This window comes from Pseudomonas sp. NFACC02 (assembly GCF_900110765.1).
Lineage (GTDB): Bacteria > Pseudomonadota > Gammaproteobacteria > Pseudomonadales > Pseudomonadaceae > Aquipseudomonas.
The window spans coordinates 1-15,279 of sequence record NZ_FOEO01000035.1 but is presented as its reverse complement, the minus strand read 5'-3'; the positions used below and the strand labels follow the sequence as shown (position 1 = coordinate 15,279).

The 15,279-nt window shown below is 59.6% G+C and carries 13 protein-coding genes; 3 read left to right on the top strand and 10 right to left on the bottom strand.

Going from position 1 to position 15,279, the window contains the following annotated elements:
* Positions 1-118 precede the first annotated feature (118 nt).
* A complete protein-coding gene (locus tag BMY73_RS21720; RefSeq protein ID WP_092409653.1) occupies positions 119-2,455 on the bottom strand; it encodes a heavy metal translocating P-type ATPase in 2,337 nt (778 codons plus the stop codon).
* 83 nt (positions 2,456-2,538) lie between these two features.
* On the opposite strand from BMY73_RS21720, the gene cadR reads away from it, so the two are divergent.
* Positions 2,539-2,997, top strand: coding sequence for a Cd(II)/Pb(II)-responsive transcriptional regulator (gene cadR, locus BMY73_RS21715; RefSeq protein WP_062379327.1), 459 nt, complete (start codon positions 2,539-2,541; stop codon positions 2,995-2,997).
* Positions 2,998-3,174: 177 nt separating this feature from the next.
* Here cadR and BMY73_RS21710 read toward each other — a convergent pair whose 3' ends face one another.
* The 5 genes from BMY73_RS21710 to BMY73_RS21690 form a co-directional block, all read right to left on the bottom strand.
* Positions 3,175-4,629, bottom strand: coding sequence for a catalase (locus BMY73_RS21710; protein WP_062379329.1), 1,455 nt, complete (start codon positions 4,627-4,629; stop codon positions 3,175-3,177).
* A gap of 279 nt (positions 4,630-4,908) precedes the next feature.
* The gene (gene cfa, locus BMY73_RS21705; RefSeq protein ID WP_092409651.1) at positions 4,909-6,066 is read right to left on the bottom strand and encodes a cyclopropane fatty acyl phospholipid synthase; all 1,158 of its coding nucleotides are present in this window, start codon (positions 6,064-6,066) and stop codon (positions 4,909-4,911) included.
* Between the two features lie 475 nt (positions 6,067-6,541).
* Positions 6,542-7,375, bottom strand: coding sequence for a thymidylate synthase (locus tag BMY73_RS21700; RefSeq protein ID WP_092409648.1), 834 nt, complete (start codon positions 7,373-7,375; stop codon positions 6,542-6,544).
* Between the two features lie 57 nt (positions 7,376-7,432).
* Positions 7,433-8,245: a prolipoprotein diacylglyceryl transferase gene (gene lgt / locus BMY73_RS21695; protein WP_062379333.1), complete on the bottom strand. Its 813-nt coding sequence runs from the start codon at positions 8,243-8,245 to the stop codon at positions 7,433-7,435.
* Positions 8,246-8,284: 39 nt separating this feature from the next.
* Entirely contained in the window at positions 8,285-9,067 is a 783-nt protein-coding gene (locus BMY73_RS21690) for a sulfite exporter TauE/SafE family protein (protein ID WP_062379335.1), read from the bottom strand.
* Positions 9,068-9,181: 114 nt separating this feature from the next.
* Between BMY73_RS21690 and BMY73_RS21685 the strand changes: the two genes are divergently transcribed.
* Positions 9,182-9,928 carry an NRDE family protein gene (locus BMY73_RS21685; protein ID WP_092409646.1) on the top strand — a complete coding sequence of 249 codons (747 nt, stop codon included), beginning with the start codon at positions 9,182-9,184 and terminating at the stop codon, positions 9,926-9,928.
* A 2-nt stretch (positions 9,929-9,930) separates the two neighbouring features.
* Here BMY73_RS21685 and ptsP read toward each other — a convergent pair whose 3' ends face one another.
* Complete coding sequence (ptsP, locus tag BMY73_RS21680) at positions 9,931-12,210, bottom strand: phosphoenolpyruvate--protein phosphotransferase (RefSeq protein WP_062379338.1); 2,280 nt, start codon at positions 12,208-12,210, stop codon at positions 9,931-9,933.
* 21 nt (positions 12,211-12,231) lie between these two features.
* The gene (locus BMY73_RS21675) at positions 12,232-12,711 is read right to left on the bottom strand and encodes an RNA pyrophosphohydrolase (protein ID WP_062379340.1); all 480 of its coding nucleotides are present in this window, start codon (positions 12,709-12,711) and stop codon (positions 12,232-12,234) included.
* Between the two features lie 165 nt (positions 12,712-12,876).
* Between BMY73_RS21675 and BMY73_RS21670 the strand changes: the two genes are divergently transcribed.
* Positions 12,877-13,533, top strand: coding sequence for a histidinol-phosphatase (locus BMY73_RS21670; protein WP_092409644.1), 657 nt, complete (start codon positions 12,877-12,879; stop codon positions 13,531-13,533).
* 10 nt (positions 13,534-13,543) lie between these two features.
* Here BMY73_RS21670 and BMY73_RS21665 read toward each other — a convergent pair whose 3' ends face one another.
* Together BMY73_RS21665 and ilvA are read right to left on the bottom strand one after the other, a co-directional pair.
* Positions 13,544-13,972, bottom strand: a complete 429-nt coding sequence (locus BMY73_RS21665) for a DUF2269 family protein (protein ID WP_062379344.1) — start codon at positions 13,970-13,972, stop codon at positions 13,544-13,546.
* A 461-nt stretch (positions 13,973-14,433) separates the two neighbouring features.
* On the bottom strand, positions 14,434-15,279 hold an 846-nt coding region (ilvA, locus tag BMY73_RS21660), incomplete at its 5' end, for a threonine ammonia-lyase, biosynthetic (RefSeq protein WP_092409642.1).

Sequence of the window (15,279 nt, the reverse complement as noted above, 5' to 3'; positions counted from 1 at the left end):
GTAGGAGCGAACACAAGTTCATGCGTCAACGCGGATCCTGTGGGAGACGTCCGAGGTTACGAGGGCAGCGAAGGCGGTGTGTCAGTCACTATGGATGGTGCTGACCCACCGCAGCCACTTACTTCCTCAACAACCGCAACCCGTTGAACACCACCAGCAGGCTCACGCCCATGTCGGCGAACACCGCCATCCACATGGTCGCCACGCCCGCGAAGGTCACGGCCAGGAAGATCACCTTGATCACCAGCGCCAGGGCGATGTTTTGTTTGAGCACCGCCGAGGTATCTCGCGAGAGCCGGATGAACGCCGGAATCTTGCGTAAATCATCGTCCATCAAGGCGACGTCAGCGGTTTCGATCGCCGTGTCGGTTCCGGCTGCCGCCATGGCGAAACCGATCTCCGCACGCGCCAGCGCCGGTGCGTCGTTGATCCCGTCGCCGACCATGCCGACACGGTGGTTCTTCGCGTAAAGATCCTCGATAGCTTGCAGTTTGTCGGTTGGCAGCAGGTTGCCCTGCGCCTGATCGATGCCCACCTGGGCGGCAATCGCCTTGGCCGTGTGCGGGTTGTCGCCCGTGAGCATCACGGTTTTCACGCCCAGCGCATGCAGTTGCGCAATGGCTTCGCGGCTGCTCTCCTTGACCGTATCGGCAACCGCAAAGAGCGCCAGCGGCCCCGTCCCGTCAAACAGCAACACCACCGTTTTACCCTGGCTTTCCAGCGCCTCGAGACGCGCCTCCAGCTCAGGCGAACACAGCCCTGCCTCGTGTACCAGACGGTGGTTGCCCAAGTGGTACAACCGCCCTTCGACTTCACCCTTCACACCGCGTCCGCTCAACGCTTCAAACGCCTCAACCTGCAGATGCACGTCCAGCTTGGTCGACGTCGCTATCGCCTGCGAAACCGGGTGATCGGAACGCCCCGCCAGACTCGCCGAAATCGCCACGGCCTTTTCGCCGAACGACTCGTCGAGCAAAACGTAGTCGGTCTGCACCGGCTTGCCGTGGGTAATCGTGCCGGTCTTGTCCAGCGCCAGGTAATCGAGCTTGTGGCCCATTTCCAGGTAGACGCCGCCCTTCACCAGAATCCCTTTGCGCGCCGCAGCCGCCAGGCCGCTGACGATGCTCACCGGCGTGGAAATCACCAGCGCACAGGGACACGCCACCACCAGCAACACCAGCGACCGGTAGATCCAGTCGAACCAGGCTGCCCCCATGAATAGCGGCGGGATGACGGCCACCGCCAAGGCCAGCAAGAACACGGCAGGGGTATAGATTTTCGAGAAGCTGTCGACGAAACGCTGCGTTGGGGCACGAGCGCCTTGGGCCGCTTCGACCGCATGAATGATCCGCGCCAGCGTTGAGTTGTTCGCCGCTGCCGTCACCTTGTATTCCAACGATCCGGCCTGATTGATGGTGCCGGCGAACACCTTGTCGCCCATGGTTTTTTCCACCGGCAGGCTCTCACCCGTAATCGGCGCCTGGTCAATAGTCGACTGACCTGAAACCACCTCACCGTCCAGCCCGATACGCTCACCGGGCTTGACCCGCACGATGCTGCCCAGCGCAATCTGTTTGACCTCGACCTCAACCCACTGACCTTCCTGTTGCACGGTCGCGGTTTCCGGCGTCAGCTGCATCAGGCCGCCAATGGCGTTGCGTGCGCGATCAAGGGATTTGGCCTCGATCAACTCCGCCACGGTGAACAGGAACATCACCATCGCCGCTTCCGGCCATTGCCCGATCAACACCGCACCGGTCACGGCGATGCTCATCAGCGCACTGATGTTCAGGTTGAAGTTCTTGAGCGCAATCCAGCCCTTTTTGTAGGTGGTCAATCCGCCGCTGAGAATGGCAACCAAGGCAATGATTGCCACCACCCAGTTTGGGGCGGCATCAGTAAAGTGAATGACCTCGGCGGACACGGCCAGGACACCCGAAAGCGCCAGCGGCCACCAGGGCTTTTTCGGCGCAGGCAACGCGGCCGTGTCAGTGTCGGCGCCCTGCTCGATAAGATCGGCCTGCATGCCCAGTGAGCCGATGGCCTCACGGATCGGATCGGTCGACGGCAACTCATGCCAGACCCCGAGCACGCGGTTGATCAGGTTGAATTCCAGCCTCTGGATCCCGGACATCTTGCCCAGCTTGTTCTGGATCAGCGTCTGCTCGGTCGGGCAGTCCATCGCTTCGATGCGGAAACTGCTCAGCTGCGCGTTATCCGTAGAGCCACTGCCCACCGTCACCACGGCGGGAGCACTTTCGTGGGAGCAGCAGGAATGCGCCTGGTGCTCGTGCTGGCGCACGGGAGTGAAGGTGACCGGAGCCGAATGATCATGGCCAGCATGGTCGTGGTCGTCATGCCCATGGGCCGAGTGATCATGGCCAGTATGGTCATGACCTGCGTGCGCTTGATCAAGCGGGCGTTGAGGCGAATGTTTGTGTACAGAGTCACTCATGGTTGAGTCTCTAAAGGTGCGTGTTGCCAAGTGAACACCCTGTAGCCACTATAGGGTCAAGACATCCTTTGAGACCGATGACCATGAATGCGTCCTTCAAGATCGGCGAGTTGGCCAAACTCACCGACTGCCCGGTGGAAACCATCCGCTATTACGAGCGCGAGGGACTGCTGGCAGAGCCTGCGCGCAGCGAGGGCAATTATCGGCTGTACACACAAGAACACGTCGAACGTCTGACGTTCATTCGCAACTGTCGCAGCCTGGACATGACCCTCGATGAAATCCGCAGCCTGCTGACCTTGCGCGACAGCCCGCAAGATCAGTGCGAGAACGTGAACGCACTGATCGACGAACACATCCAGCACGTCAGTGCACGCATCGCCAGTTTGCAGGCGTTACAGGAACAATTGGTGGATCTGCGCCAGCGTTGCAGCGAAGGTGCGCCGGATCATTGCGGGATTCTGGATCGGCTGGAAGTGAGCGGCAGCGTGGTCACACCCGAGGTTGAGCATTCCCATGTGGGCCGCAGTCACGGGCATTGATCAATGCGATCCATTGTAGGAGCGCGCTTGCCCGCGATAGGGGTCTGACAATCGACATATTCGTCACTGATACTCCCCATCGCGGGCAAGCGCGCTCCTACACTGACCGTGTCAACGTGCGGACACAAAAACGCCCCCAACCTGTGTGTCAGGTCGGGGGCGTTGTTTTAACGGTGATCAACCGTGGTGAATGCGCTCGACCGCCTCGGTCACGCCCGCACCGTACGCCGCATCCGCCAGGGTGCAGTGTTTGATGTGCAACTGGATGATCGGAGCCGATACACCGCGCAGCGCACGTGCGGTGTTGTCGAACAAGGACTGTTTCTCCGTCGGGCTCATGTTGCGGAACAGGTTGCCCGCCTGCGAGAAGTAGTCGTCATCCACACGGTGGTTCCAGTGGCCGGCCGCGCCCTCGATGGACAGCGGCGGTTCCCTGAAATCAGGTTGTTCCACGAACGCGCCCTTGGTATTGGGCTCGTAGGAGGTCATGCCGCCACGGTTGCCGTCGATCCGCATCACGCCGTCGCGGTGGTAGCTGTTCACGTGCAGCGCAGCCCGTGGCGCGTTCACCGGGATCTGGTGGAAGTTGACGGTCAAGCGATAGCGCTGGGCATCACCGTAGGAGAACAACCGGCCTTGCAGCATCTTGTCTGGCGAGAAGCTGATGCCGGGCACCACGCTGGAAGGCGCGAACGCGGCCTGTTCGACATCGGCAAAGTTGTTTTCCGGGTTGCGGTTGAGTTCGAACACACCCACTTCGATCAGCGGGTAGTCAGCCTTCGGCCAGACCTTGGTCAGGTCAAACGGGTTGATGTGGTACGCGCCTGCTTCCTTCTCCGGCATGATCTGCACGAACAGTTTCCAGCGCGGGAAATTGCCCTTCTCAATGTTCTCGTACAGGTCCCGGTGGTGTGACTCGCGGTCACGACCCACGAGTTCCTGCGCTTCGGCGTCGCTGAGGTTGGCGATGCCTTGCTGCGAAACGAAGTGGAACTTCACCCAGAAGCGTTCATGCTGCGCGTTCAGGAAACTGTAGGTGTGGCTGCCGAAGCCGTGCATCTCACGGTAGCTGCGTGGAATACCGCGCTCGCTCATGACCACCGTGACCTGGTGGAACGACTCAGGCAGTTGAGTCCAGAAGTCCCAGTTATTCTCGGCACTGCGCATGCCGGTACGCGGATCGCGTTTGACGGCGTGGTTCAGGTCCGGGAATTTCAGCGGATCGCGCAGGAAGAACACGGGTGTGTTGTTGCCGACCAGGTCCCAGTTGCCTTCTTCGGTGTAGAACTTCAGGGCGAAACCGCGGATGTCGCGTTCGGCGTCAGCCGCACCACGCTCACCGGCAACGGTAGAGAAACGGGCGAACATTTCGGTCTGCTTGCCGACCTGGGAGAAGAGTTTCGCACGGGTGTACCGGGTGATGTCGTGGGTCACCGTGAACGTGCCGAACGCGCCCGAGCCTTTGGCGTGCATGCGGCGCTCCGGGATCACTTCGCGGTCGAAGTGAGCCAGCTTTTCCAGAAACCAGACATCCTGCAGCAAAGCGGGGCCATTGGGACCTGCGGTTTGAATGTTCTGGTTATCGACGACGGGGGCGCCGAATGCGGTCGTCAGTTTGTTGCTCATGCGCATGTCTCCACAGGGGTCACTGTCCGGGCGACCTCTGCTGAAGCCGACCTTTGTCTGTTCGATGGAGAGAACGATAAGGAAAACCCGGCGCATTAGCTCATTGTGAGTCCGCACTGGGTAAATAGAGGAATTCAATCGGTTAGTTATTGATCGATAGCGTGCAGTGATCACTGCCGTCGCAATGTAGGAGCGCGCTTGCCCGCGAAAAAGAACAACGCGGTTCCTCAGGCAGAACTCGTCATCGTTCATCGCGGGCAAGCGCGCTCCGACAGTCAGAGAGGTTCAAATCTGGTTGCGGTGGTATCCATGCGGCACGCCGCCTTTGGACAGGACCCACTGCCAGAGCTGGATGTCCCGGGCACGGAATGCGCCGGCGCAGGACAGCAGGTAATAGCGCCACATGCGGAAGAAGCGCTCGCCCAATTGCGCCTCGAACTGCGGCCAGGCTTTCATGAAGTTCTCGTGCCAGGCCATGAGTGTCTTGTCGTAATCGGCACCAAAGTTGTGCAAATCCTCGACGACAAACAACCCGTCCATGGCATCGCCCATCTGACCTATTGAAGGCAGGTCGCCGTTGGGGAATATGTACTTGTCGATCCATGGGTCGGGATAAGAGTTGCGCTGGTTCTTGCCGATGGTGTGCAACAGAAACAAGCCACCCGGTTTCAAACAGCGGTGGGCCAGTTCCATGTATTCACGGTGGTTCTTGCGGCCCACGTGCTCGAACATGCCGACGCTGGCAATGGCATCGAACTGCTCGTCCAGTTCGCGATAGTCCTGAAAGCGGAACTCCAGTGGCAGGTCCTTGTAGCGCTCCTTGGCCCAGGCAATCTGCTCTTTGGAAATGCTCACACCTACCGCTTCAACACCGTAGTGTTCGGCGGCATAACTCATGAAGCTGCCCCAACCACAACCGATGTCCAATACCCGCATGCCCGGCTTGAGCTGAAGTTTGCGGCATATCAGGTCCAGCTTGGCCGCCTGCGCTTCTTCCAGATTACTCGCGTTCTCCCAATACCCACAGGTATAGGTCATTCGCGAGTCGAGCATGGTCGAATAAAATTCGTTGCCGAGGTCATAATGCACTTCGCCAACCGTTTTGGAGCGTTTGATGTTCTGACGGTTCATGAACTTCGCCATCAGTGCATACAACACCAGGCGCACGGGTTTCACTTCATCGGTCATGCCGGTCTTGAGCAACCGATGGAAAAACTCATCCAGATGCTCGCTGTCCCAATGGCCGTCCATATAGGCCTCGCCCAGTCCAAGATTCCCTTGCGCAAACGCCCTTTCGATTACCCCTGGTCCGTTGAAGCGGATATCCCACGGTGCCGATCCATTAATCTGAATACCGGCCTCGTTAAGTATTCGTGCGGCGGTCCGGTAAAGACCGGAGGTGTGGTCGGAGAAGGTGTCAGTGCTGAAGTTCGTCGTGGTCATGGATAGCTATTTCCAAACGCGTGTCAGGCTAAAGACTTATGGGTAGACCCCGACTATAGAACAAACATTCAAGAGATTTAAACTCACAAGTTTCGATTGAGAGATTGAAAATATCTATCAAGTCAATTTTGTTTACCGCCTTGCAAAACAGTTATTACATAACTGCAACAATACCAACTTCCAAGCCCCTATATACATCCAACAAATCAAAGTTCGTACCGGTTAGAACATAGAAGGTTTGTGCGGTTTTATCCGCAAAGCATCAAAACGCCGCAATCCCTGTGGGAGCAGTCCGAGGTTATGAGGGCCGCGAATACGGCGGTACAGTCAACACACCTCTGGCGGGTGATAGACCGCATTCGCCAGCGTCGTAACCTCTTGTAGCTCCCACAGGCTTGTGCCGGGCAGCACCAACGGCATTACGTGATTCCTGTAGGAGCAATCCGAGGTTACGAGGGGCCGGAGCGCATTCGGCTCAAACAGCCACAGGCGCCTTGATGCTGGGGTCTGCGTCGTAGCCCACGATTTCGAAATCTTCGAAACGGTAGTCGTAGATGCTTTCCGGGCGACGGTTGATTTTCAACTGCGGCAGCTTTTTCGGCGTGCGGGTCAGTTGGGTCGCAATCTGCTCTTCGTGGTTCGAATAGGCATGGGTGTCCCCCAGGCTGACAATGATCTCGTGCGGGATCAGGTCACATTGCTGGGCCAGCATGTGGGTCAGCAGCGCCAGTGCGGCAATGTTGTACGGCAGGCCGAGGAATACATCGGAGCTGCGGATGTACAACTGCATGGACAGCTTGCCTTCGGCGACAAACGCCTGGTACAGCAGGTGACACACCGCCAGCGCCTGACGCCCGGCCTTGACGTTCTCCTGCGGCGAAAGTTTTTCGTCCGGCAGGTACTCGGTGTTCCAGCCATGGAAGAGGATACGACGGCTGTTCGGGTTGTTTTTCAGGCAGTCGACCATGTAGTCGATCTGGTTGATCTTGCCGCCGTCCTTGGTCGGCCAGCCAGTCCACTGCGCACCGTAGACCGGGCCCAGATCGCCCTCTTCAGTCGCCCACTCGTCCCAGATGGTCACGCCGTTTTCATTGAGCCATTTGGTGTTGGTGTTGCCACTGAGCATCCAGATGAGCTCGTTGGCGATGCTCTTGAAGTGCAGCTTCTTGGTCGTCAGCAGCGGGAAACCATTGGCCAGGTTGTGGCGAATCTGACGACCGAACACAGCGGTGGTGCCAGTGCCGGTGCGGTCGCCTTTACGCGTCCCGTTGTCGATGACGTCCTGTAACAGTTCAAGGTATTGCTTCATGCCCAAAGGCCCTCTGTATCGGTGAATCCGCCGGACCTGCAGGTCCGGCCATTCAAATCAAACGGCTGCCTTGTTGGCAGCTGGCGCGCGGTGGTATGCCAGCCAGAGCAGCACCAGACCGCCAATGATCATCGGCAAGCTGAGGATCTGCCCCATGGTGACCCAGCCCCAGGCCAGGTAACCCAACTGGGCATCCGGTACACGAACGAATTCCACGACGAAACGGAAGATCCCGTAGAACAGCGCGAACATGCCGGACACGGCCATCGTCGGGCGCGGCTTGCGCGAGAAGAAATAAAGAATGACGAACAATGCCACACCTTCCAGCGCGAACTGATAAAGCTGCGACGGATGACGCGGCAGTTGTGCAGGATCGCTGTACGGCGGGAAGACCATGGCCCAGGGCAGGTCGGTCGGTTTGCCCCACAACTCGCCATTGATGAAGTTACCGATGCGTCCGGCGCCCAGACCGATCGGGACCATCGGCGCAATGAAGTCCATCAGTTGGAAGAATGATTTGCCGTTGCGCTTGCCGAACCAATAGGTCGCGATCATCACACCGATGAATCCACCGTGGAACGCCATACCGCCCTTCCAGACCTCGAAGATCAGCAGCGGATTGGCGATGTAGTTCGGTAGGTCGTAGAACAGCACGTAGCCCAGCCGTCCTCCGACAATCACGCCCATCGCGACCCAGAAGATCATGTCCGAGAGTTTTTCCTTGGTCCACGTCGGGTCAAACCGATTCAGACGGCGTGACGCCAGAAACCAGGCACTGCCGATACCGACCAGATACATCAGGCCGTACCAGTGAATTTGCAGCGGACCGATGGCCACGGCTACCGGGTCAATCTGCGGGTAAGGCAGCATTGCGACTCCTTAAAAATGGGACGCTCGGGGAGCGACAGATCAAATCAGAAAACTTGTACCGACCACTACCAGCAACAGCGCGAACAGTCGTTTCAGCACCCTGGGTGACAGCTTGTGCGCCAGCCTCGCGCCGAACCGGGCGAAGAACATGCTGGTCACGGCAATGCCAATCAATGCGGGCAGGTACACGAAACCCAGACTATGCGGTGGCAAGAGCGGGTCGTGCCACCCAAGAATCATGAAACTTATGGCACTGGCCACCGCGATGGGAAACCCACAGGCCGAAGACGTCGCCACGGCTTGTTGCATGGTCAGACTGCGCCAGGTGAGAAAGGGCACCGTGAGCGAACCGCCGCCAATGCCGAAAATCGCCGACGCCCACCCGATCACCACGCCTGCTGCGCTCAGACCCGGTTTGCCGGGCACGCCCCGACTGGCCTTGGGTTTGAAGTCCAGCGCCATCTGGATCGCCACCAGAATGGCGAATACACCGATGATTTTCTGCAAATTAGGCCCTGCAATGTAGCTGGCGGTCAGCGAGCCAAGCCCTGCACCAACAAGAATCCCCACCGTCATCCAGGCAAACACCCGCCACTGCACAGCCCCCAGGCGATGATGCGCGCGCACCGACTGGATCGAGGTAAAGACGATGGTGGCCAGCGAGGTGCCTACGGCCAGATGCGTCAGGATGGACGCGTCGAAACCTTGCAGCGTGAAGCTGAACACCAGCACCGGGACAATGATGATGCCACCACCCACACCGAACAGACCAGCCAGCACGCCGGCGCAGGCGCCCAGGGCCAGATAGAGCAGAAATTCCATGGGTGCCTCCGAAAACCAGTGCGGCATGTTACCGGACGCGGCAATTGAGCTCTAGCAGCGCGCGATGGATGTCCACCGGATCTGTGCGTAGAGTGGCGAAAAAAGGAGGCCCCTATGTGTCTGATTGTCTTCGCCTGGCGCCCTGCCCACTCACAACCGCTGATCCTGGCGGCCAACCGCGATGAGTTCTACGCCCGTCCGACCCTGCCGCTTGCGCAATGGGAAGAGACGCCACACGTCTACGCCGGACGCGATCTGGAGGCCGGCGGCACCTGGCTGGGCGTCAGCTCGGACGGACGCTTCGCGGCGCTGACCAACATTCGCGATCCGGGAAAGCCCTTGGGACGGCGCTCCCGTGGCGAGCTGGTTGCACACTTTTTGAGCGGCTCATTGTCGATTGACGAATACCTGAGGGAGGTCGCCGGGCGTTCGGCCGAGTACGGAGGCTTCAATTTACTGGTGGGTAATCGTGAGGAGCTGCATTTTCTCAATGCCGCCGATCCCGCTCCACGTCGCCTGCAGGCCGGGGTGTATGGCGTCTCCAATGCCGGACTCGACACCCCTTGGCCGAAGCTGACGAAAGCCAAAGCCGCGCTGTCCGAACATCTGGATGACCCGCAGCCTGAAGCATTGTTCCGGTTTCTGGCCGATCCTCGAACAGCCGCTGAGGCAGAACTGCCCAGCACCGGCGTGGGCCCGGCGACCGAAAGGCTGCTGTCCAGCGTGTTCATCGCCAGCCCCAACTACGGAACGCGGGCGAGCACCGTCTTGATCGTCAACGCGGACGGTAGCCGACGGTTGATCGAGCGCAGTTTCGGGCCGTATGGCGGGAGATTGGGTGAGGTTGAGTTGGAGATTTGAGGTCAATGCCCTTTTACTGACGAAGGATTGATCATCCGCGACAGCCCGAGATTTCTCAGCGCCAGTTGCAACGAGCTGCTGATGACTTGCGGATTGTCGTTTTTCATCAACTGGGCCAACAGCTCCCTGGCCTTGCTCAGGTTAATCTGGCGCAGCATCCATTTCACTTTCGGCAAGTTGGTGGCGTTCATCGACAGGCTGTCGAAGCCCATCGCCATCAGCAGCACGGCCGCCGCCGGATCACCTGCCATTTCGCCGCAGATACTGACCGGCTTGCCCTCGGCATGCGCGTCGCGCACGACATTTTGCAGCGCTTGCAGCACCGCCGGGTGCAAGTAGTCGTACAGATCGGCCACACGAGGGTTATTCCGGTCGACCGCCAGCAGGTATTGAGTCAAGTCGTTGGAGCCAACCGACAGGAAATCCACCTGACGCGCCAGCTCGCGGGTCTGATAGACCGCGGCAGGGACTTCGATCATCACGCCCACCGGCGGCATCGGCACGTCGGTGCCTTCGTCACGCACCTCGCCCCAGGCCCGGTGAATCAGGTGCAGCGCTTCTTCGGTTTCGTGCGTGCCGGAAATCATCGGCAGCAGAATCCGCAGGTTGTTCAAGCCTTCGCTGGCCTTGAGCATGGCGCGGGTTTGTACCAGGAAGATTTCCGGGTGATCGAGGGTGACGCGAATGCCGCGCCAGCCCAGAAACGGGTTGTCTTCCTTGATTGGGAAGTAAGACAGCGCCTTGTCACCGCCGATGTCCAGCGTACGCATGGTCACGGGCAATGGATGAAATGCGGCCAGTTGTTCGCGGTAAATCGCCAGTTGTTCCTTCTCGCTCGGGAACCGCTGGTTGATCATGAACGGGACTTCGGTGCGGTACAGACCGACCCCTTCAGCGCCGCGTTGTTGGGCACGCGCCACGTCGGCCAACAGGCCGGTGTTGACCCACAATGGCATGCGGTGACCGTCCAGCGTGACGCACGGCAACTCGCGCAACGCGTCGAGGCCCTGGGACAGCTGACGCTCTTCCTCGACCACCACCGAGTACTGCTTGCGCAGCACTTCACTGGGGTTGGTGTAGACCTCGCCGTGGTAGCCGTCGACGATCAGCTCGATCCCATCGACCTTCGAATAAGGCAGGTCGACCACACCCATGACGGTGGGAATGCCCATGGCCCGGGCCAGAATCGCGACGTGGGAGTTACCCGAACCCAACACGGAAATCAGACCGACCAGCTTGCCTTCCGGCACCTCGCCCAGCATCGCGGGCGAAAGCTCTTCACTGACCAGAATGGTGTTGTCCGGGTAGACCAACGCTTGCTGACGCGCCTCTTGCAAGTAGGCAAGCAGACGACGCCCCAAGTCTTTGACATCCGATGCACGCTCGCGCAGGTAGGCGTCGTCCATCAGCTCGAAACGTTTGACGTGCTCGTTGACCACCGAACGCAGCGCGCCCTGCGCCCACTGCCCGGTCTTGATGACGTTGGTGACTTCGCTGCCCAGCGAGGCATCGTCGAGCATCATCAGGTAGACGTCGAACAACGCGCGCTCTTCCGGACGCAACTGTGTAGCCAACTTCGCCGAAAGGGTACGCATATCGCTACGAACGCCCTCAAGGGCGTTCTGAAAGAGCTTAAGCTCGGCATCGATGTCGGTGACGGTCTTGTCCGGCACCACTTCAAGATCGGCCGGCGGGAGCATGACCAACGCCGTACCGACCGCCGCACCGGGCGACCCCGGCACGCCGACGAACTTGGCTTCCTGAATGCCTTTGCCCTGGCGCCCTAACCCGCGAATGGAGCCGGTGGCTTCAGCGTGGGCGATAACGCCGGCGAGCTGGGCGCTCATGGTCACGAGGAAGGCTTCTTCGCCCTCGTCGAACTGACGACGCTCTTTTTGCTGAATGACCAGAACGCCGACGACGCGGCGATGGTGAATGATCGGCGCACCGAGGAAAGAGGCATAACGCTCTTCGCCGGTTTCGGCAAAGTAGCGATAACGCGGGTGATCGGCGGCGTTCTCCAGGTTCAGCGGCTCTTCACGCGTACCGACCAGGCCGACGAGCCCCTCGTTGGGGGCCATGCTGACCTTGCCGATAGAGCGCTTGTTCAAGCCCTCTGTGGCCATCAACACGAAACGATTGCTTTCGGGGTCGAGCAAATAGACCGAGCAGACCTGGCTGCTCATGGCCTCTTTGACGCGTAACACAATAATCCCCAACGCCGCCTTGAGATCCTTGGCGGAGTTAACTTCCTGGACGATCTTGCGCAGCGTATTGAGCATGGCTCGGGGTCGAACTCCGTGTCAGTCGCGCGCCAACAGGCGCGGGGCAAGCTCTTTGAGTGCGCGTCGATACACCTCGCGCTTGAATGTCACCACCTGGCCCAACGGATACCAATAGCTGACCCAGCGCCAACCATCGAACTCCGGTTTACCGGTCAAATCCATCCGCACCCGCTGCTCGTTGGAGATCAGGCGCAGGAGAAACCATTTTTGCTTCTGGCCGATGCACAGCGGCTGGCTGTGCGTACGAACCAAACGTTGCGGCAGACGATAGCGCAACCAACCCCGGGTGCAGGCAAGAATTTCAACATCATGCCGTTCCAGCCCGACTTCTTCATTCAATTCACGGTAGAGCGCGTCTTCCGGCGTCTCCTGAGGGTTGATTCCCCCTTGCGGAAACTGCCAGGCATCTTGGTTGATACGGCGAGCCCATAAGACCTGGCCAGCATCATTTGTCAGAATTATCCCGACATTAGGGCGGAAACCATCGGGGTCGATCACGGCTACAACCTCGCAAACGCATGTCGCCGCATTGTTCCACAAAGATCGTGAAGGCAGCAACGAGGCGTCGACAGCTTATCGTGACAACTGCATTAATAGATGCGATCTCTTGATGAAACCTCGTATTCTTGTGCTCTTTTTTCAGCCATTTCAGCGAGTAACCGCATGCGCCTGGCTTTATTCGACCTCGACAACACCCTTCTCGGCGGTGACAGCGATCACGCCTGGGGCGATTACCTGTGCGAACGCGGCATCCTTGACGGTGCCGCCTATAAAGCGCGTAACGATGCTTTCTATCAGGACTACCTGGCCGGCACCCTGAACCTGACCGATTACTTGAACTTCAGCCTGGAAATTCTCGGCCGCACCGAGATGGCCCAGCTCGAAGAATGGCACCGGGACTTCATGCGCGACTGCATCGAGCCTCTGATCCTGCCCAAAGCACTGGCGCTGATCGAGAAACACCGCGCCGCAGGCGACAAGCTGGTGGTGATCACTGCGACAAACCGCTTCGTGACCGCCCCTGTCGTTGCCCGCCTGGGCATCGATACGCTGCTGGCCACCGAATGCGAGATCGTCGAGGGTCGCTACACCGGCCGTACCACCGACGTGCCCTGCTTCCGCGAAGGCAAGGTCACTCGCCTGAATCGCTGGATCGAAGAAAACGGCTTTGACCTGGAAGACAGTTATTTTTACAGCGACTCGATGAACGACCTGCCCCTGCTGGAGCAAGTCGCCCACCCGGTAGCGGTCGATCCGGACGACAAACTGCGTGCAGAAGCCACCCGTCGCGACTGGCCGGTGATTTCTCTGCGAGATTGATTCGCAGCGCCTAGACCGGCTTGGCCCCCATCAAGCCGGCAATGGCGATAAAGCAGACCGCACTGAAGATCGCCAGCGCGAGGGTGAACTTCGGATTGCCTACGATCACCGGCCGACGCAGCCGATTGACCCTCACCGCAAGCCAGGCCCAGCTCAAGGCGCCGAAGGTATAAAGAATGCTCGCGGCCAGCAGCCAGGTCTGCCCCAACGACCACCCCGCGTAATGCACCAGCCACCATCCGCTGATGGGTAACGTCAATAAACACAGCCCCATCAACAGCCAGACAAACACCCACGGCCGCTGCATGGCGCGATTCTGCACCGTCAGATCCCCCGCCCTGCGCCCGCGAACGATCCAGACCGTAAGCGCCAGCCCGCAAATGAACAACAACGCGGTGGTGACCGTGTGCAGAATTTTCAGTGCAGCGAAGTGTTCCATGCCGGTTTGATCCTTATCGAGAAGCCGTGCTTTGAGCGTAGTCGTGGCCGGGAAGTTGCGTCAGCGTTATCCGCTTCTGCCGAAGGCGTAGGAGCGCGCTTGCCCGCGAATGTGCTGTAAGTTCACCCCGTGTCGCGTGTGAACGCTAAACCTGTAGGAGTGAGCTTGCTCGCGAATGCGGTGTGTCAGCCATGGATGTATTCACAGACCCACCGCATTCGCCACTGTCGTAACCTCCAGCAGCTCCCACAGGTTTTGCGCCAGCCATACATTTGAGGCAACCACTAGTTCTGCGGCAGTCACAAGTCTTGCGACTGCCAGGGGCCTTGGGTCTTGCCCGGTCCCTGTGGGAGACGTCGGAGGTTACGACGGCAGCGAATGCGGTGTGTCAGTCATGGATGTGTTCACAGACCCACCGCATTCGCGGGCAAGCGCGCTCCTACACGGGAAGCGGACTCGTGTCAGCCGAGAAACAACTTGTACGCCGGGTTGTTCGTCTCGTCCCAGTACGGGTAACCAATCTCCGCCAGCGCCTTCGGCACCAGATGCCTTTCATCCTCCGGCACCACCAGCCCGGCGACCACACGCCCGTCCGCTGCCCCATGGTTGCGGTAGTGGAACATCGAGATGTTCCACTTGCCGCCCAGCTTGTTGAGGAAGTTGAACAGTGCCCCCGGCCGCTCGGGGAATTCGAAGCGCAAGACCACTTCATCGCTGACCCGCTCCGAATGCCCGCCGACCATGTGCCGCAGGTGCAGCTTGGCCAGTTCGTTGTCGGTCAGGTCCAGCACCGGGAAGCCTTGAGCGGTCAGGCTGGCGATCAAGGCTTTGCGCGGGTCGTTCTCGGGGTGCGTCTGCACACCGACGAAGATATGTGCTTCGCGGTCGGTGTGGTAGCGGTAGTTGAATTCGGTGATCTGGCGCTTGCCGACGGCTTCGCAGAACGCCTTGAAACTGCCCGGTTGCTCGGGGATGGTCACGGCAATGATCGCTTCGCGTCCTTCGCCCAGTTCAGCGCGCTCGGCGACGTGGCGCAGGCGGTCGAAGTTGACGTTGGCGCCGGAGTCGATGGCGACGAAGGTCTGGCCGCTGACACCGTACTGCTCGGTGTAGCGCTTGATCCCGGCAACGCCCAGCGCGCCTGCGGGCTCGGTGATCGAGCGGGTGTCGTCGTAGATGTCCTTGATCGCCGCGCAGATTTCGTCGGTGCTGACCGTGATCACCTCATCGACGTAATCCTTGCAGATGTCGAAGGTGTGCTGGCCGATCTGCGCCACGGCCACGCCGTCGGCGAACAGCCCCACTTG